The organism is Bradyrhizobium sp. BR 10289 (assembly GCF_019455385.1).
In the GTDB taxonomy this organism is placed as follows: domain Bacteria; phylum Pseudomonadota; class Alphaproteobacteria; order Rhizobiales; family Xanthobacteraceae; genus Bradyrhizobium.
Map to the genome: position 1 here is coordinate 60,925 of NZ_JACOFR010000026.1, position 17,165 is coordinate 78,089.

17 protein-coding genes and 1 pseudogene are annotated in these 17,165 nt (G+C 63.5%); 12 read left to right on the top strand and 6 right to left on the bottom strand.

Annotation, left to right across the window (positions count from 1 at the left end; translation table 11 throughout):
* Positions 1-9: 9 nt before the first annotated feature.
* Positions 10-810, bottom strand: coding sequence for a polyphosphate kinase 2 (gene ppk2 / locus HYH08_RS31030; protein WP_220013629.1), 801 nt, complete (start codon positions 808-810; stop codon positions 10-12).
* 41 nt (positions 811-851) lie between these two features.
* The gene (locus HYH08_RS31035; protein ID WP_220013630.1) at positions 852-1,307 is read right to left on the bottom strand and encodes a hypothetical protein; all 456 of its coding nucleotides are present in this window, start codon (positions 1,305-1,307) and stop codon (positions 852-854) included.
* 144 nt (positions 1,308-1,451) lie between these two features.
* On the opposite strand from HYH08_RS31035, the gene HYH08_RS31040 reads away from it, so the two are divergent.
* The 6 genes from HYH08_RS31040 (at position 1,452) to HYH08_RS31065 (ending at position 8,343) form a co-directional block, all read left to right on the top strand.
* Positions 1,452-1,910 carry a hypothetical protein gene (locus HYH08_RS31040; protein ID WP_220013631.1) on the top strand — a complete coding sequence of 153 codons (459 nt, stop codon included), beginning with the start codon at positions 1,452-1,454 and terminating at the stop codon, positions 1,908-1,910.
* A complete protein-coding gene (locus HYH08_RS31045) occupies positions 1,903-3,138 on the top strand; it encodes an HlyD family secretion protein (protein WP_220013632.1) in 1,236 nt (411 codons plus the stop codon). The genes HYH08_RS31040 and HYH08_RS31045 overlap by 8 nt, the downstream gene beginning before the upstream one ends.
* 149 nt (positions 3,139-3,287) lie before the next feature.
* Complete coding sequence (locus HYH08_RS31050; RefSeq protein WP_220013633.1) at positions 3,288-5,186, top strand: sensor histidine kinase; 1,899 nt, start codon at positions 3,288-3,290, stop codon at positions 5,184-5,186.
* Between the two features lie 103 nt (positions 5,187-5,289).
* A complete protein-coding gene (locus HYH08_RS31055) occupies positions 5,290-6,984 on the top strand; it encodes a DUF3300 domain-containing protein (protein WP_220013634.1) in 1,695 nt (564 codons plus the stop codon).
* Positions 6,981-7,895, top strand: a complete 915-nt coding sequence (locus tag HYH08_RS31060) for a DUF2950 domain-containing protein (protein WP_220013635.1) — start codon at positions 6,981-6,983, stop codon at positions 7,893-7,895. The genes HYH08_RS31055 and HYH08_RS31060 overlap by 4 nt, the downstream gene beginning before the upstream one ends.
* Before the next feature lies 1 nt (position 7,896).
* Positions 7,897-8,343 carry a hypothetical protein gene (locus HYH08_RS31065; protein ID WP_349631476.1) on the top strand — a complete coding sequence of 149 codons (447 nt, stop codon included), beginning with the start codon at positions 7,897-7,899 and terminating at the stop codon, positions 8,341-8,343.
* A 226-nt stretch (positions 8,344-8,569) separates the two neighbouring features.
* Here HYH08_RS31065 and HYH08_RS37555 read toward each other — a convergent pair.
* Together HYH08_RS37555 and HYH08_RS31070 are read right to left on the bottom strand one after the other, a co-directional pair.
* Positions 8,570-8,704, bottom strand: a pseudogene (locus tag HYH08_RS37555) (NADP-dependent oxidoreductase); the annotation flags it as partial.
* A gap of 505 nt (positions 8,705-9,209) precedes the next feature.
* Positions 9,210-9,368, bottom strand: coding sequence for a hypothetical protein (locus HYH08_RS31070; protein WP_220013637.1), 159 nt, complete (start codon positions 9,366-9,368; stop codon positions 9,210-9,212).
* Between HYH08_RS31070 and HYH08_RS31075 the strand changes: the two genes are divergently transcribed.
* From HYH08_RS31075 to HYH08_RS31100, 6 genes are all read left to right on the top strand, one after another.
* Complete coding sequence (locus HYH08_RS31075; protein ID WP_220013638.1) at positions 9,354-9,977, top strand: helix-turn-helix domain-containing protein; 624 nt, start codon at positions 9,354-9,356, stop codon at positions 9,975-9,977. The two genes, HYH08_RS31070 and HYH08_RS31075, sit on opposite strands and share 15 nt — an antisense overlap.
* 74 nt (positions 9,978-10,051) lie before the next feature.
* Positions 10,052-10,504, top strand: coding sequence for a hypothetical protein (locus HYH08_RS31080; RefSeq protein ID WP_228748190.1), 453 nt, complete (start codon positions 10,052-10,054; stop codon positions 10,502-10,504).
* A 284-nt stretch (positions 10,505-10,788) separates the two neighbouring features.
* On the top strand, positions 10,789-12,384 hold the full coding sequence (locus HYH08_RS31085; protein WP_220013639.1) for an FAD-dependent oxidoreductase: 1,596 nt from the start codon (positions 10,789-10,791) through the stop codon (positions 12,382-12,384).
* On the top strand, positions 12,381-12,764 hold the full coding sequence (locus tag HYH08_RS31090; protein ID WP_220013640.1) for a 4Fe-4S dicluster domain-containing protein: 384 nt from the start codon (positions 12,381-12,383) through the stop codon (positions 12,762-12,764). The genes HYH08_RS31085 and HYH08_RS31090 overlap by 4 nt, the downstream gene beginning before the upstream one ends.
* A gap of 135 nt (positions 12,765-12,899) precedes the next feature.
* Positions 12,900-13,892 (top strand): NAD(P)-dependent oxidoreductase, encoded by a 993-nt coding sequence (locus tag HYH08_RS31095; RefSeq protein WP_220013641.1) that lies wholly within the window; start codon positions 12,900-12,902, stop codon positions 13,890-13,892.
* 15 nt (positions 13,893-13,907) lie between these two features.
* Complete coding sequence (locus HYH08_RS31100; RefSeq protein WP_220013642.1) at positions 13,908-14,690, top strand: class II aldolase/adducin family protein; 783 nt, start codon at positions 13,908-13,910, stop codon at positions 14,688-14,690.
* Here HYH08_RS31100 and HYH08_RS31105 read toward each other — a convergent pair.
* Both HYH08_RS31105 and HYH08_RS31110 read right to left on the bottom strand, forming a co-directional pair.
* Complete coding sequence (locus HYH08_RS31105; protein ID WP_220013643.1) at positions 14,683-16,041, bottom strand: FAD/NAD(P)-binding protein; 1,359 nt, start codon at positions 16,039-16,041, stop codon at positions 14,683-14,685. The genes HYH08_RS31100 and HYH08_RS31105 overlap by 8 nt on opposite strands.
* Before the next feature lie 156 nt (positions 16,042-16,197).
* Positions 16,198-17,148, bottom strand: a complete 951-nt coding sequence (locus HYH08_RS31110) for a LysR family transcriptional regulator (RefSeq protein ID WP_228748191.1) — start codon at positions 17,146-17,148, stop codon at positions 16,198-16,200.
* Between the last annotated feature and the right edge of the window lie 17 nt (positions 17,149-17,165).

Consider the following 17,165-nt stretch of genomic DNA (forward strand, 5'->3'; position numbering starts at 1 on the left):
AGACCATCTTCAGTAACGCTCTTCCACGAACTTCATGCCACGCAGGCTGGCCTGGTCGTTGTAACGCCCCTTCTCGGAGCGCGGCGGCAGTTTGACCTTGTCCTTCCTGATGCGCTTGTACGGGATCGAATCCAGCAGATGCGCGATGCAATTGAGCCGCGCCCGTCGCTTGTCGTCGGAACGAACAATGGTCCAGGGCGCATGCTTGGAGCTCGTTGCTTCGAACATCAGGTCGCGGGCCTTGGAATATTCGTACCAGCGCCGATAGGATTCCGTGTCCATCGGGCTCAGTTTCCACTGCCGCAACGGGTCGTCGATCCTGGCGCGGAAGCGTCGCTCCTGCTCCTCCATCCCGACCTCGAGCCAGATCTTGATCAGGATGATACCGCTCTCGACGAGGTGCTTCTCCATCTGCGGACACAGTGCGAGGAATCGCTTGTGGTCCTCGGGTGAGCAAAACCCCATGACGTATTCCACCCCGGCGCGATTGTACCAGCTCCGGTCGAAGATCACGACCTCGCCGCCCGCCGGGAAATGCTGCATGTAGCGCTGGATGAAGAGCTGCGACTTCTCACGGTCGGACGGTGCGGGCAGGGCGACCACGCGGAACACGCGTGGACTGACCTTCTCGGTGATCGCCTTGATCGTGCCGCCCTTGCCCGCGGCGTCGCGGCCTTCGAAGAACACCACGACGCGCAGCTTCTTCTCCTTCACCCAGTCCTGGAGATGGCAGAGCTGGACCTGAAGTTTCTCCAGCTCCTTTTCGTAAGTCTTGCGCTTCATGCGCTCTCCGGCCTCGTCCTTCGCCATGCCCTGCCTTTCGCTTTACCAACTCGCCCGGAGGATGAGACTCAGTCGCCCCAGGAGATCGAGACGCCGATGTCGCCGGGGACGCCGCCCGGGAAGTCGATGATCTGATAGGCGATGCGATAGCCGCGCGGCTTCAGATAGTCGGTCCAGAGCTGGAAGATCTCCTTCGGGATACCGGTCAGCGTCTTCTCCCAGCCGGCTTCCTGCTGGTTGATGGCGCGCCCCTTGTCGGTGCAGAGCGTGTTGGGAAAGCGATAGACCTGCACCTCGGTCAGCCCGTTGCGCACCGCACGCTGGATGATGGACGCGGCAAGCTGGATCTTCTCTTCCTCGGTCTTGCCGGAGGGCTTGCTCAGCCGCTCGATCAAGGCGCGCTTTTCGTCCTCCGCCGCGGCGGCGAGCCGGGCATACTCCTCCGCCTTTTCGGCTTCCTTCAGGGCCGCTTCCTTGCGGATTTGCATGGCATTGGGGATCAGGGTGTCGAGATTGGCGGACATTGCCGACGTCTCCTGCTGCTCAGTTTCAGGCTAGGGCAAGGCTAGGTCGGAAGGGCGCCATTCCGTTGATTCAAATCAAGCAAAGGAGCTTCGAGCGTCGCCAAACTGGATCGAGGCGGCCCGATCCCTGATCAGGAGAGCACGTTGAGCGAGCAGCTTCATCCGATGGCACCACACCATCTGCCCTTCTACATCATCTCGCCAGGCGAGACGGATGCGCTGATGATCGTGACGGGCATCATCCTGATCGCGGCCGTCTTTGCGGTGGGGCTGTTGTACTGGCATTTGCACAGCCTGCCGGAGCGCATGGCGCACAAGACCCAGAAGCTGCAGTTCGAGGTCGTCGCCGTGCTGGGACTTCTCGCCCTGTTCACGCACGAGCATTTGTACTGGATCGCGGCCCTGATGCTTGCGCTGATCGAGCTGCCGGATTTCGGAACGCCGCTGCGCAGCATCGCCGGGTCGGTGGAAAAGATCGCAGACAGCGCGTCACCGGTTGGTGCGAGCGAGACACCCCAGCCGGACAGGGCGGCCGCCCCAGCGACGATCGGTCGGGAGGATCAGATCGCCGAAACCGAGCAAAAGGTGCGCAGCCATGCTTGAGCTCATCATCTGCTCGGTGTTGACCATTCTCCCCGACTACCTCTATCGGCGCTTTGCGCAAGGAAAACGGTTCGGCAAGGAGATCACGCTCTTTTCGGTCTGGTACGAGCTGCGCTGGGGTATCACCGGCTGCCTGATGCTGACCGTGGCGCTGATCACCAGCGTTTTCTTCTTCCATCCGGCGACTTCCAACGCGGCGATGCTGTTCCGGACCGTCCCGATCCTGCCCGAGGGGTCGGGCCGCGTGGCCGAGGTCAATGTCGGCTACAGCCAGGCTGTGAAGAAAGGCGACGTCCTTTTCAGACTGGACAATTCGAAGCAGACGGCCGCGCTGGAAACGGCCAGGCGCAAGGTCGCCGAGATCGATGCGTCCATGGCGTCCGCGAGGGCCGACGTCGTCAAGGCCGAGGCGCAGATCCAGGAAGCCCGGGCCAGCTATCAGCAGGCCAAGGACGAGCTCGAAGTCAAGACGGAGCTGCAGCGTCGCAATCCCGGCATCGTGCCGCAGCGCGACATCGAGAAGCTTCAGGTCGTGGCCGACCAGCGTCAGGCGGGCATCGACGCCGCCCTCGCGGCGAAGGAATCGGCTGCCTTGCAGGTGTCGACGCTGTTGCCGGCGCAAAAGGCCAGCGCGGAAGCCTCACTGGCCGAGGCGCAGGTCGATCTGGACAAGACCTTCGTCCGTGCCGGCGTCGACGGACGTGTCGAGCAATTTCTCGTGCGCGCCGGCGATGTGGTCAATCAGCTGATGCGGCCCGCGGGAATCCTGATTCCCGCGGGGGCCGGCCGAGAGAGGCTGCAGGCCGGCTTCGGCCAGATCGAAGCCGGCGTGATGAAGGAGGGCATGGTTGCCGAGGCCACCTGTGTATCGAGGCCATGGGCCGTCATTCCCCTGGTCGTGACCACCGTGCAGGATTACATCGCGGCCGGCCAGTTTCGCACCGGCGAACAGCTCATCGAGGCGCAGAATCTCGCCAAACCGGGGACGATTCTGGTGTTTATGGAGCCGCTCTACAAGGGCGGCCTCGACGGCGTGACGGCCGGCAGCACCTGCATCGTGAACGCCTACACCAGCAATCACGACGAGATCATCGACCCCAAGACGTCGACCGGCAGGCGCATCGTCCTCCATGCCATCGACGCGATTGGCTTCGTCCACGCGCTTTTGTTGCGGATCCAGGCGTTGTTGCTGCCGTTCAAGACGCTGATCTTCAGCGGTGGCCACTAATTCGCAATGGACCGTGAAGATCGGGCACCCACTCGACCCGTCCCGATCGGCGGCTTGGAACGGTGTCGGTGTAACAGGCACTGGTGCAGTTGCGGCCAAATGTGCTGTGATGGCGCCGTCGGCAGGGTCTGCCGCCGTCGGAGTAAAACATGAGCGGGCGCAATTCCATTGCGTCGAGCAAGCGACCGGTCGCCGAGATCGCGCTGTTGTTTCTTGCGCTGGTGCTGTGGTCGAGCCTTGGACTGGCGCCGGTTGATGCTGCCGGGGAGGGCTCTCGCCGCGAGCCCAAGCGCGTGTTGTTGCTGCATTCGTTCGGCCGCGACTTCCTGCCGTGGAGCGAGTACGCTCGCAGCATCAAACTAAAGCTCGAGCAGGGCTCTCCGTGGCTACTCGATATTCAGGAGCACACGCTCCTGACTGCGCGCCTTACCAGGCTCGATACCGAAGGACCCTTCGTCGAATATCTTCGCTCGATCTATCAGGGTCGTCCGCCCGATATCATCATGAGCGTCGGAGGGCCTGCCGCAGGTTTCGTGCAGAGACATCGATCGGACCTGTTTTCGGACGTGCCGATGGTCCTCACAACGGTGGAAGAACGGCTGATCGACCGCGCGAGACTGACCGAGCAAGATACGGTGGTTTCAGTCCGCAACGATTTTGTCGCGGCGTTCCGCAACGTCCTTCAAGTGCTGCCGGAGACGCGGACGATCGCTCTCGTCATCGGGGCGTCGACGCTGGAGAAATTCTGGCTCGACGAGGTCAAGAAGGAGGTCAGACCACTCGAAGATCGTGTTTCCTTCGTCTGGTACGGCGATCTGCCGTTCGACGAGATCCTGAAGCGGGCCTCGTCACTTTCGCCCAACACGGCGTTGTTTTGGGGATTGATGTCCGTCGACGCGGCTGGTGCCGTTCACGACGGGGAGAGCGCGCTGCATCGCCTCCGCGCCGTCGCGAACGCCCCGATCTTCTGTTTCGAGGAGTCGTTCTTCGGGAGCGATATCGTCGGTGGACCGATGCATTCCATCCCCGAACTAGGCCGAAAGACCGCCGAGGCGGCACTCCGAATCCTCGGCGGCGAGAAGCCTGCAGACGTTAAGATCGAGCCGATCGAATATGCTGCGCCCAAATACGACTGGCGCGAGCTGCAGCGGTGGGGCATCAGTGAGAGCAATTTGCCGGAGGGCAGCGAAGTTCTGTTTCGTGAGCCGGGCGTGTGGGAAAAATACCGCTGGCAAGTGGCGCTGATCGCAGCGGTGATCCTGATACAAGCGGGACTGATCAGTGGTTTGCTTCACGAACGCAGCGCCCGACGCTTGGCCGAGGTCGAATCCCGTCAGCGCTTGGCTGAACTCGCGCATGTCAACCGCTACTCGGCCGTCGGCGAGCTGACCGCGTCGATCGCGCACGAGCTGAACCAGCCCCTTGGTTCAATTCTGACCAATACGGAAACTGCGGAACTGATGCTGAAAGGCTCCTCGCCCGATCTCCGGGAAATCCGCGAAATCCTGGCCGATATCAGGCGCGACGATCAGCGTGCCAGCGAGGTGATCCGCCGGTTGCGCAGCGTGCTCAAGAAAGCGCCGTTCGAGGTCAGAGAAATTGAGCTGAAAGAAACCGTCCGAGAGGTGATGGGATTTGTCGCCGATGTGGCGGTGGGACGCGATATCGAGCTGAGCTTCTATGCGCCGCCCGAGGCTGACTTGCACGTCATGGGCGATCCCATTCAACTGCAGCAGGTCGTGCTCAATCTCATTCTCAACGCGTTGGACGCGATTTCGGAAGCTCAAGCAGGCAAGCGTGAGGTCAGCGTGATCACGGCTCGCAGCGGCAACTTCGCCGAGATTCGCGTGGGGGATACGGGGGCCGGTATCGCGGTCGCCGATCTCAAGACCATCTTCGATCCGTTCTTCACCACCAAGCCGGAAGGCATGGGCATGGGACTGGCGATCGTCCGCACGATCGTCGAGGCCCACCACGGCACGATTTCCGCGGAGAACCAGCCGTTCGGTGGAGCGCTGTTCACCGTTCGCCTCCCGCTCGCGAGCTAGTATCCCGCGTTGCAGCAGGCGACCCGCGCGTTTCTTTGATTTTTGTCAACGAACGTCGCGCTCTCGATCTCATGGTCTCGGCTGGATTGAGATGGAGGATGCGATGATCCGCTGCGGCAAGACGTTGATGGCGGTTGCGCTGCTGCTGGCGACGCCCGTTTGCGTGTCGGCCCAGACGACCGACAAGCCGGTTGCGGCCGCCCCCCAGGCGCAGCCGGCGAGTCCAGCCGCGCCGACGGCCGAGCTTCTGAAACCCGAGCAGCTGGAGGCTCTCGTCGCGCCGATCGCGCTCTATCCGGATGAGCTGCTTGCCAATGTGCTGGCCGCCTCGACCTACCCGCTGGAGATCGTGCAGGCCGACCGCTGGCTGAAGGAGCGCAAGACTTTGAAGGGCGACGCGCTGAAGACGGAGGTGGACAAGCAGGGCTGGGACGACAGCGTCAAAGCGCTGGCGAGCACCGCCGACGTCCTGACCATGATGAGTGATCAGCTCGACTGGACCAAGAAGCTCGGCGACGCCTTTCTCGCCCAGCAGCCCGACGTGATGGACGCGATCCAGCGACTGCGCACGAAGGCCTATGACAACAAGAAACTGGTCACCACCAAGCAGCAGAAGGTCAGCGTCCAGCCTCAGGAAGGCAAGCAGGTCGTCGTGATCCAGCAGGCGGACCCCGCGGCGATGTACGTGCCATATTATGATCCGGCCACCGTCTACGGCAGCTGGCCTTATGCGGAGTATCCGCCGTATTATTGGGGCTATCCGTCCTACATTGGCGCCGGAGTGGTTGCGGCAGGCATCGCTTTCGGCACGGCCTGGGCGATCGGACGCTGGGGCAATTACTGGGGCGGCGGCTGCAATTGGGGCAATCGCAACGTCTACGTCAACCATCGCACCACGAACATCGGCAACGGCTGGCAGCACAATCCGGCGCATCGGCAAGGCGTGCGCTACAGCAACACCAACGTTCAGCAGCGCTTCGGCAACAACAATCTCAAGGCCGGCGCGTCGGACCGGATGGACTTCCGCGGCCGTGACGGCAACCAGGTGCTGCGTCCCAATCAGGGTGCGGGAGACCGCGCCGGCGACCGTGCTGGTGATCGTGGGGGACCTGGAGATCGCGCTGGCGACCGGGCCGGAGATCGTGCTGGCGATCGAGGCGATCGGCGCGGCGGTGGCGACCGTGCGGCTGCTGCAGATCGTGCCAGGGATGGTGCAAAGGATCGCGCCAAGGGCGGTGGTGACCGGGCCAAGGCCACTGCCAAGGGCGGCGGCGATCGCGCCAAGGCCGCGAACCGCGCCGCCGGTGGTGCAGCCAACCGCGGCGGAGGCGGCAATCGCGGTGGCGCAATGAACGTCTCGTCCGGTCGCTCCGCGGCCGCGGCGTCGGCGCGCGGCCGCGCCAGTATGGCGAGCATGCCGCGTGGCGGTGGCGGCGGTCCGAGCATGGCCGGCCGAGGTGGAGGAGGCGGAATGGCGATGCGCGGCGGCGGTGGCGGAGGCGGCTTCCGCGGAGGTGGCGGCGGTGGCCGGCGCTCCGACATCGCACTCAAGCACGACATCGTCCTGCTCGGCCACCTCGCCAACGGCCTCGGCTACTACCGCTTCAGCTATATCGGCAGCGACAAGGCCTATGTCGGCGTGATGGCGCAGGAGGTCGAGCAGGTGATGCCCCATGCTGTGGTTCGCGGCAGCGACGGCTATCTCCGCGTCCATTATGAAAAGCTGGGCCTGACATTCCGCACCTACCGCGATTGGCTCGCTGGCGGCGCGAAGCTTCCTGCGGAGGTGATGCCATGATCAGTCTGAAATCACTTCGGCGCGCGGTGTTGCCGGGCATGTTCGTGCTTGCACTCCTTGGCTCTACGGCCCAGGCACAGCAATCCTACAAGACGCCCGAGGACGCGGCCGCGGCGCTAGCTGCTGCGGTCAAGAGCGGGCCTGGCGACATTCTAAAAGTGCTGGGCAGGGCAGCCGAGGATATCGTTTTCTCCGGCGATGAGGTTGCCGACAACGACATCCGCCAGCGTTTCAGCTCGATGTATGACGCCAGGCACGGCATCAAGGCCGAGGGCAACAAGAGTGCGACCCTCATCCTGGGCCCTGACGATTTCCCGTTCCCGATTCCGCTTGTCAACACCAAGGCCGGTTGGGAATTCGATAGCGAAGAAGGACGCATCGAGGTGCTTCGCCGTCGCATCGGGCGCAACGAGATTGACGCGATCCAGACCGCGCTCGCTTTTGTCGACGCGCAGAACGAATACGCCGACAAGGACCGCGGCGAGGGCATCGGCGTCTACGCCCAGCGCATCGTCTCCTCGCCCGGCAAGAAGGATGGATTGTTCTGGCGCGATGACAGCGATCCGAGTCCGCTTGGTCCATTGGCGGCGCAAGCCTCGAGTGAGGGCTATAAAGCCGGCGAGGGCATGACGCCCTATCACGGCTACTACTTCCGCATCCTCAAGGGGCAGGGACCCGACGCCCCCGGTGGCGCCATCAATTACGTCGTCAAGGGTAAAATGATCGGCGGCTTTGCGCTGATTGCCTGGCCGGCCGAGTACGGCAATTCCGGCGTGATGACTTTCGTCGTCAACCATGCCGGCATCGTCTACCAGAAGGATCTCGGCGAACGCACCGACTTCGTAGCCAAGCGCCTCACGCTGTTTGATCCCGACCAGACATGGAAGAAGGTCGATGCGGCGAAACCGTGAGATGAGGAGTGTCGCGCGGCGGTCGACCATCCGCCTTGCAGCGATCGCGCTTTTCGCCCTCGGCATCGCGGCGGGCCCCGCTTTTGGGCAGGCTGCCGGTCATGTCCGGGTGAAGATCGTGAAGGCAGGCCTGCTGGTTGGCGGTGGTGCAGGCAAAGGCGTGTTGATGTATCGCGGCCGTAGCTATCCGTTCCGAGTCACAGGCATAAGCCTCGGCATCACGGCCGGCGCGACGGCCGGCCGTCTGGAAGGCTGGGCCTCCGGCATCAGAGATGTCAGCGACTTCGCTGGCACCTATAGCTCGGTTGGCGGCGGCGGCGCTCTGGTGGGCGGCGTGGGCGGCGTCCACCTGCGAAACGACAACGGCGTCGTGATGGTCTTGCAGGGCCCCAAGGCCGGGCTGGAGATGGCCGCCAACCTCAGTGCGATTACGATTTCGCTGAAGTGAGCGACTGCCCGGCTGGATAGATAGCGCTTCCCCTGATCCGAGTATCTTCGACCGTATCGTCTTGAGTTTATGCTATTCGGCGCGCCGACCAAGCAGCTACAGCTGGCGCCGTGTCAACCTGTCAACCGTGTCAACCCAAGATCGGTCTTGTGCGGCTAGCGATTTTCTGGGGCGCGCTTGGGCCGTAGGGGGGCGGTGCCGGGAGGGACCCGCCCTTACTTACGCTGCCTGGCTTAACTCTACCGGCGTGGGCGGCCAGCGCCGGTTGCCACGCGGTCAAGCCCGAGATCGGCAGACTCGCGCCCACCTTGAAATCGACGTCACCCGGCAATGGCGCCAGATTGCGCGCCTCGATGGCAATATATTCAGCGAGCGTGCCGTCGCGATCGAGATGAGAGGATGGCTATCTGCAAGAGCAGCACAGTGCCGACAGACGACTGTGCGGAACAGAGCTTCCTTCGATCCGAACAGATTGTAGAGCGCCTGGCAGCTGCGCAATGTCGGCGAGGTTTGCGGCATTGAAACCGTTGATCAAGAAAGCCCGTTTTGCCGACTCGAGGATCGTATCGGCCGGTTGCGCCCGAAAGCACATGCGCGACAACCCGGCCGCCGAAAAACTTCACAAGGCTCCCCCAATGCGAAACTTGACTTTTCCGCTAACGAGCCGGCAAATTCGAGAAGCCTTTGCTACGTGGCCCGGCTTTACAGGGCCCGCATTGTTTTGTTCGGCGACAGCTTGCCGGATGCTGCGGCGGAACTAGGATGTCGCGTATCGCTATCGAACGCGGATCAAACAAGGTGACAGAGCCTACGAGTTCAGCGCGGATCATCGACCTCGCAGCTTATCGATCGGAACGAAGCGGACGTCAGGCCGCGGCTTCGGCTAGGCCGCCGCTCGGCGCCGGCCCATTTGCGACAGGTGCTCCCATGCCGCTCTGCTGGTTCTGGCCCACCTGGGTCTGGGTGCCGATGCCCGTGCCGGCCATGTCGGGCGTGCGGTGGGATGCTTCATGAGCGGCGGCCAAGTTGCCTCCTCGCCGGACACGAACGCACCATCCCAAAACGATCTCGATCTGCCGGTCATCCTCGGCCGAAATTTGCGACGCCTTCGAACCAGTCAGGGCCATTCGCTTGAGCGGCTTGCCAAGCAATCCGGGGTGAGCCGGGCGATGCTCGGCCAAATCGAGACCGGCAAAAGCGTTCCGACGATCGCGTTGCTCTGGAAGGTCGCAAGCGCGCTTCACGTGCCTTTCGCCAATCTGCTGCAGACCGAGGCGCCGCGGGGCCCGAAAGTTCTCCGCCGCAGCGATGCCAAGCTGCTGACGTCGAGCCAGGGACAGTTTACGTCGCGCGCGCTGTTTCCCTTCGACGGCAATCATCCGGTTGAATTCTACGAGTTGAGGATCGGTCCGCTTCACCGCGAAGCGGCGGAACCCCATGCGCCCGGCACACGCGAGAATCTGTTTGTGGCCAAGGGCGTGGTCGAGATCACGGCCGGGCCCGACAAGCCCCAGACGCTGACGGAAGGCGATGCCATCCTGTTCGACGCCGACGTGCCGCACGTCTACAAGAACCTGGTCGCCGTCGAGGCGGTCCTCTACCTCGTCATGACCTACGCCGAGACCGCCGGCTGAAAGCAGAAGGGCCGGCGCGAGGCCGGCCCTTCGTTGATCGCTACCGCGAAAGCGATCAGGCGGCCTTCATCGGCATGCACATCATCATCATGCCGCCGCAGCACATCATCATGGGCATGCCCATCTGCATCATGTTCATCATGCTCTCGCAGCACTTCATGAACATGTCCTTCATGGCCGGGTCCATCGGCGTCATCTCGCAGGTCATGCCGGTGGGCGTCATGGTGCACTTGACCTGGCAGGGCATCATCATCGGCATGCCCATCATGTTCATCATCGGCATCATTCCACCGGTCATGGCTGGGTTCATCATGCCGCCCATCATCATCGGCATGGGCATCGGCATCATCTGCATCGCGGTGTTCATCGTCATTCTCCAAGGTCAGAAGCAGGAAGCATTCGTTTATGCTGCATTTGGAGATAAAGTCGGCTGCAGGCGATGTGAATTGAGAAATGATTTCGCTGTTCGCTTTCATCCAACAAAATGGAAGGGATGGGCGACCTGCGCGTCGGTCAGCATCATATGACGGATGAGCATCTGTTATACTGGACGATCATTGGCATCGTCTGCCCGCGGAATTACGGAAATCTCCTTGTCGCCCGGTGCCGCCTGCGGGGAAGTCTGTTCTACGCTGGAATGCTCATCTTGCCGCCTCCGAAAACGACGGCACGACTCGTTTGCGAGTCGCGCTGAAAAGAGTTTTGCCTTTCATTGACCTGCACGCCGCCCCGCCCAAACATGCCGCGGCAAAGTGGTGCGCCTCCGCGTCCGGTGCGGGAGTGCGGCTGCTCTATTGTCCGGAGGCAGGCTGTGATTTCGTCGCCGCTCGAAGAATTGTCGCTGACGGCCGATGTTCTGATCGTTGGTGGCGGGATGGCAGGCGCCTGGGCCGCAACGTCTGCCGCCGAGGCGGGGGCGAACGTCGTGTTGGTCGACAAGGGCTATTGCGGCACCAGCGGCGTCACGGCTGCGGCGGGGCCGGGCCATTGGTGGGTCCCGCCGGATCCTCCGTCGGCCCGCGATACGGCTGTCGCCAATCGCATCGCGAGCGGCCTTGGTCTTGGCGAAGCGGACTGGATGTATCGCATCCTCGACCAGACCTGGCGCACGCTGCCGACGCTGGCGGGCTATTACAAGTTCGGCGTGGATGACGAGGGGCGGGTCAACTATCGCGCGGTGCGCGGACCCGAATATATGCGCGCGCTGCGGCAGCAGGCGCTGAGCCATGGCGTCACCATCCTCGATCATTCGCCCGTGCTCGAGCTCCTGGCGCGATCCGACGGCTCGATCGGCGGCGTCCGCGGCCAGCGCCGGCAGGACGGCGGAAGAGCGTACCGGGTCGAGGCTGGAGCGGTGGTCCTCGCGGCCGGCGGCACCAGCTTCCTCTCCCATCTTCTGGGTTCGCGAACCAATACCGGGGACGGCTATCTCATGGCGGCGGAAGCGGGCGCGGAGATGTCCGGCATGGAGTTCACTGCGGCCTACACCATCGCGCCCGCACATTCGACGATGACGCGAAGCATGGCGTATTCGTTCGCGACTTATTACGATGCCGACGGGCACGAGCTCGATTTTCCGTTCGGTCCCGACCAGACCCTACGCCTCGCACGCGCTCTTCAGCGCGGTCCGGTCTATTGCTCGCTGCACCGTCTGCCCGACGACATCAAGGCGCGGTTACATACGATCTCGCCGAACGTGCCATTGGTGTTCGACCGCTGGGGGATCGACCCCTATCGCGACCGCTTCGAGGTGACATTGCACAACGACGGCACCATTCGCGGAATCGGCGGGGTGCGGGTGCACGACGTTGATGGCGCCACATCGGTGCCGGGACTGTTCGTGGCCGGCGACAACGCCTCGCGCGAAAAGGTAGCGGGCGCGATCTCCGGCGGCGGCAACGTCAACTCGGCCTGGGCGCTTTCGTCCGGTGTGCTTGCCGGACGTGCTGCGGCCCGCCTGGCGCGAGGCACGAAGGGGAGGGGCGGCCGATTGCGCCCGCTCGGCCGGGAGCCCCGCAAGGGTGCAAAGATCGTTGATCTCGCCGAGCTTCGAGACGGCGTCCGTAGCCAGATGCATCCGTTCGACAAGAATCTGTTCCGCACCGGCGATGGACTCGCAGCATCTGCGGACGTGCTCGAGTCCTTGTGGAGCGAGATGGCCGATCACGCAAATAAAGACACGGTCGCCTCGCGCGAGACGGCGGCTCTATTGGCAACAGCGCGCTGGTCCGTTGCCGCGGCGGCAACGCGTAAGGAGAGCAGGGGCCTTCATCGCCGCGAGGATTTTCCTTCACGAGATCTAGGACTCGCAGTCCGTCTGCTCAGTGGCGGCCTGGACCAGGTCTGGCTGGCTGCCGATACTACGTCAGTGACCGCCAAGACCGGTCAACTCGAGGCGGCATCATGATCGAACTCATCGTCGCGGATCGCTGTACGGATTGCGGGACATGCATTGAGGTTTGTCCAGCTAACGTGCTCGACGCCGGACAAGGAGGCCTGCCGATCCTCGCGCGGGTCGAGGATTGCCAGACCTGCTTCATGTGCGAGCTCTATTGTCAGGCCGACGCCATCTACGTCGCACCCGATTGCGACCGCCGTGTCGCCGCAAGCGAGGCGGAGGTGTTGGCGTCCGGCCGTCTCGGCCAATACCGCAAGCACTCCGGATGGGACGAATGGGCGCAACACTATCCCAACGAGCAATGGCTGATGGAGACCGTCTTCCGCCGGGCCGGCGAGGCTGCGGCGCGGGCGAAGGCGACGTCGGCTGACGTTATCGGCACCAAGTGAGCCGGAGAGGTAAACTCTTATGTCCTGCCGAGGCGCATCGTCTTGTTGTTGCAGGACAGCGGCGATCTTTGAAAAGACTATCTTGATCCGAGCGCCTAGCATCTCCTCGTTATCGCTATCGCAAAGCTGCAGGACATGAACACTCCGCGAATTGAAAGCAGGCGCGCCTCCACCAGCGTGCGGTCGCCGATCGTTGTCAATCAGCTCGGCGCGGAAGTTCGTGCCGTGCTGGCCGATCACTGGTCGCGTCCGTTGATCATCGATCATCCTGCCGATCGCGCGCCGTGGGAAATCGCCCCCGAGGCTGACGCGTTGCTGACCCGGCCGCTCGCCGGTTGGCAAGGCGCGCCGAAGGAGAAGCCGGCCGGCTGGCCGTTCGGCCTGCGCTGGATTCAGACCGCTTCGACGGGCGTCGATTTCTTTCCGGCCTGGTTGCTCGATGGCCCCGTCGTCACGGTCGGCCGCGGCATCTCGGCCGATCCGATCGCGGAATATGTCCTTGCGGCAATCCTCGGCTTCGAGAAGCGCATCCACGATATCCGGCCGCGCAGCCGCGAGCAGTGGAAGATCGCCCCGCTGGGGTCGCTCAGCGGCAAGACGATCGGTATCGCGGGCTTCGGTGCCATCGGCCGCGCCGTCGCCGAGCGCGTCAAGCCGTTCGGCGTCAATATCAAGGTGTTGCGGCGCTCGGCGTGGCCCTATGTTGTTCCGGGCATCCAGCCGGTCGATAGCATCGATCAGTTGGTCGAAGTTTCCGATCATCTCGTTCTCGCTTTGCCGGCGACGACGAAGACGGCGCGTCTGATCAACGCCGACGTGCTGGCACGGGCCAAGCCATCGCTGCACCTGATCAATGTCGCGCGTGGTCGTATCGTCGACCAGGTCGCGCTGCTGCAGGCGCTCGATGAGGGCCGGATCGCCGGCGCGACGCTCGATGTCACCGATCCCGAGCCACCGCCGGAAGGCGATCCGATCTATGGCCATCCCAAGGTCGTCCTGACCCCGCATGTGTCGTGGACAGGCGGCGAGGATGCCAAGCGGCTGGCCGACAAGACGCTGGTCAACCTCGACGCCTATGCGCATGGCGTGGCGCTCGCCGACGTCTTCGACAAGAATCTCGAATATTAGGAAGGAGCCGCAACAATGAACAAGGTCGTCGAGAAGCCCAAGAAGTATTCGCTGGTCGAGCGCACGCCGGCCGCGACGTTCGAGGAGGAGCGGCTGCATCGCAAGCAGCGTCTTGCCGCGACGTTCCGTCTATTCTCGCGCTATGGCTTCGATCAGGGCCTCGCAGGCCATGTCACCGTGCGTGATCCGGAATTTCCGGACCGCTTCTGGATCAATCCGCTCGCCAAGCACTTCAGCCAGATCAAGGTGTCGGACCTTCAGCTGGTCGACCACGACGGCAACATCCTGATCGGCGACAAGCCGATCAACCAGGCCGGCTTCGTGATTCACTCGGCGATCCACGCCGCACATCCGGAGGTGATTGCGGCGGCCCACACCCATTCGACCTACGGCAAGGCCTGGTCGGCGCTCGGACGCCTGCTCGATCCGTTGACGCAGGATTCCTGCGCCTTCTACGAGGACCACGTGCTGTTCGATCCCTTCTCCGGCGTCGTGCTGGAGGCGGAAGAGGGCCGCAAGATCGCGCAAGCGCTGGGATCGATGAAGGCGGCGATCCTTCAGAACCACGGCCTGCTCACGGTCGGGCCGACCATCGAGGCGGCCGCCTGGTGGTACATCGCGATGGACAATGCCGCGCGCGCCCAGTTGCTTGCCGAGGCCGCCGGCACGCCAAAGCCGATCCCGCACGAGATCGCCAGCCTGACCTCGCGGCAGGTCGGCACGCACAAGGGCGGCTATTTCAGCTTCCAGCCGCTGTGGGACTGGATCACCGCGGCGGAGCCGGATCTGTTCAACTAGGCTCGTCGTGTGCGCGGAGCCGCTTGGCCAACTCCGCGCATTGCTGCCTTATGTCGGGAACGGCAATGATTTCCCAGAATGCGGCCCGCGTGAGCGGGCCGACGGCGTAGAGACGCCGCGAGGGAGATCCTTCGCGATTGACGATCGCGCCGTCGGGCGTGACGTCGATGCCGATCCGTAAGGGATCGATGCGGGCAAGGCCTTGGTCGAGCAGGCTGCGCACGGCTGGGTTGGTGCTGGCGCCGGGATCGCGGACGATACCGGTGCAGTCGATGATGGCTCCGACCTGCAGTTCGGACGTCTCGGCTTGGCCGCGCCGACGATAGTGAACGAGCGCACCGTCGGAGTTCGGAGTGATAGCGGAGAGCTTGCCAGCGATGACGGTCAGCCGTTTCGTCGCGAGCAGCTCCGCGATGCAGGCCTCGACCTCCGGCGCGGTTCGGTGGCGATGCACATCCCACCAGGCGCGGGCGTGCTCGAGGAAACGGCGCCTGGAGCTCAACGGCAGTTCCTGCCAGAGCCGCTGGGTGTAAGGCCTGATCCCGTCGATGGCACCGCGCCAGTCGCCACCCGCAGCGACATGCATCTCGATGCGGCCGCGAAACCAGCGGAGCAGCGTGCCGATCTCGGCGCCGAACGGGATCTCGCTCTCGGCAAAGCGCATCGGATCGACGCGCCGATGCGCGCGCGGCAGCAGGCCGCGCCGCGACATCGCGACGATCCGCCCCTGATGTCCGTAGCGAAGCAACGACAGCACATAGTCGACCATCGAGAGACCGGTGCCGAGGATGAGCACGGTGGCATCAGTGTCGATGCCGGCGTCGGCGGGCGAGGCCCAGGGTACGGCATGGCCGGCCAGCAGCGGGGCTGCGGCGTCATGGCCGGTCGCGAGAACGGCCGTGCTCCCGGTGATGCGTGTTCCGCCTGCAAGGGTGACAGCGACGTCGGAGGGATTTTCGTGGATCGATACGCACTCGCCGTGCACGATGGTCAGGCCCTGTGATCCGTCGCGAGACTTCAGCGGCGCGATCAGTTCAGCGAGATAATCCCCATATGTCTGCCGCGGAACGAAGCAATAGGGATCGGGACACAGCGGTCCGCCGGGCCGTGCACATAGCCAGTTCCAGAAATGGTCGGGATCGTCGGGCAGCGCGCTCATATTCATCACGCGCACATTGAGGAGATGTTCGGGATTGCCTGCATGATAGGCAAGTCCGCGTCCGATCTCGGGCCTCTTTTCGATCAAGGTCACGCGGAGGTCGGATGGATTGGTCTTCAGCAGTTGGAAGGCGAGAAGGACGCCGCTGGCGCCTCCCCCGATGACGATCGCGTGCCGCTGCTCCGGACCCATCGTGCCGCCCCCGTTCTGATCGCTCAGCCAACGTCGCAGGTCGGGGAGAGTCTACAGCTCAAATGCGTTGATAGTCAGACAAGTGCAATATTCTATTCTTCGTCGGATCGAGAGGGGTGACGTTCCGTTGAGGCGCCATCTGCTGGAACGATCTTGTCAAATTTCCTTGCAAACGCGACCGACCAATTCGATGAACCAGCGCAGCGGCGGGTCCGCCATGGCTCGGCGAGTATGCAGCAGGTCGATAGCGAACGGCTCGACATCGTAGGGAACCGGAACGACCGATACACCAGCGGCGGCCGCGAAGCGGCGCGCGACGCGCTCGGCCATGGTCGCGATCAGATCGGTGCTGGCGACGGCAAACGGCACCGCGACGACATGGGCGAGAGTGATCGCCGTCCTGCGTTTGCGTCCATGCCGGCTCAGCATCGTGTCGATCGCGCCAGGAAGCCCATCGCCACCGGCGGAAGAGAACAGCACATGCGGAAGATGCGCGTAGTCGTCCTTCGTGAGACGGGCTTTCCCTTTGGCGCGCTTGGCGTCGCGGATGCAGACGAAGTTCTCTGCAAACAACACGCGTCGGGTGATGCGCTGGGAAGCGGGAAGGTGGCCGCCGATCAACACGTCGACATCGCCGCGCTCGAGGCTCGCGACACTCGCGGCCGGATCGATGATGGGGCGCACCACGAGATCGATGCGAGGAGCCTCCCGCCGCAACGCCTCGACCAGCGTCGGCACCACGATGAGGTCCCCATAATCGGTCGCGGCAATGGACAAGCGACGGCGGGCCGTTGCCGGATCGAACGCCGATGTGGGCTCGAGCGCGCCCCTGATCTGCCCCAATGCGTCGCTGATCGGCTGCGCCAGCGAAAGCGCCTTGGCCGTCGGTTGCATGCCTGAAGCCGAACGCAGGAAGAGCGGATCGTCAAACAGCGCGCGCAGCCGCGTCAGCGCGCTGCTCATTGAAGGTTGCGCCAGGCCGATGCGTTCTCCGGCGCGGGTCACGTGGCGTTCCTCCATGAGCGCCTCGAAGGCGACCAGGAGGTTGAGGTCGACGGAAGCCAAATTCATCTGAGCGATGATAGATATGGCAATAATCGATTTCAAGAATGATGCGGGACGTG

Coding starts and splice junctions, on each gene's coding strand:
- ppk2 (WP_220013629.1), bottom strand. CDS start 810: ATGGCGAAGGACGAGGCCGGAGAGCGCATGAAGCGCAAGACTTACGAA.
- HYH08_RS31035 (WP_220013630.1), bottom strand. CDS start 1,307: ATGTCCGCCAATCTCGACACCCTGATCCCCAATGCCATGCAAATCCGC.
- HYH08_RS31045 (WP_220013632.1), top strand. CDS start 1,903: ATGCTTGAGCTCATCATCTGCTCGGTGTTGACCATTCTCCCCGACTAC.
- HYH08_RS31050 (WP_220013633.1), top strand. CDS start 3,288: ATGAGCGGGCGCAATTCCATTGCGTCGAGCAAGCGACCGGTCGCCGAG.
- HYH08_RS31055 (WP_220013634.1), top strand. CDS start 5,290: ATGATCCGCTGCGGCAAGACGTTGATGGCGGTTGCGCTGCTGCTGGCG.
- HYH08_RS31060 (WP_220013635.1), top strand. CDS start 6,981: ATGATCAGTCTGAAATCACTTCGGCGCGCGGTGTTGCCGGGCATGTTC.
- HYH08_RS31065 (WP_349631476.1), top strand. CDS start 7,897: ATGAGGAGTGTCGCGCGGCGGTCGACCATCCGCCTTGCAGCGATCGCG.
- HYH08_RS31075 (WP_220013638.1), top strand. CDS start 9,354: ATGAGCGGCGGCCAAGTTGCCTCCTCGCCGGACACGAACGCACCATCC.
- HYH08_RS31080 (WP_228748190.1), top strand. CDS start 10,052: ATGCACATCATCATCATGCCGCCGCAGCACATCATCATGGGCATGCCC.
- HYH08_RS31090 (WP_220013640.1), top strand. CDS start 12,381: ATGATCGAACTCATCGTCGCGGATCGCTGTACGGATTGCGGGACATGC.
- HYH08_RS31095 (WP_220013641.1), top strand. CDS start 12,900: ATGAACACTCCGCGAATTGAAAGCAGGCGCGCCTCCACCAGCGTGCGG.
- HYH08_RS31100 (WP_220013642.1), top strand. CDS start 13,908: ATGAACAAGGTCGTCGAGAAGCCCAAGAAGTATTCGCTGGTCGAGCGC.
- HYH08_RS31105 (WP_220013643.1), bottom strand. CDS start 16,041: ATGGGTCCGGAGCAGCGGCACGCGATCGTCATCGGGGGAGGCGCCAGC.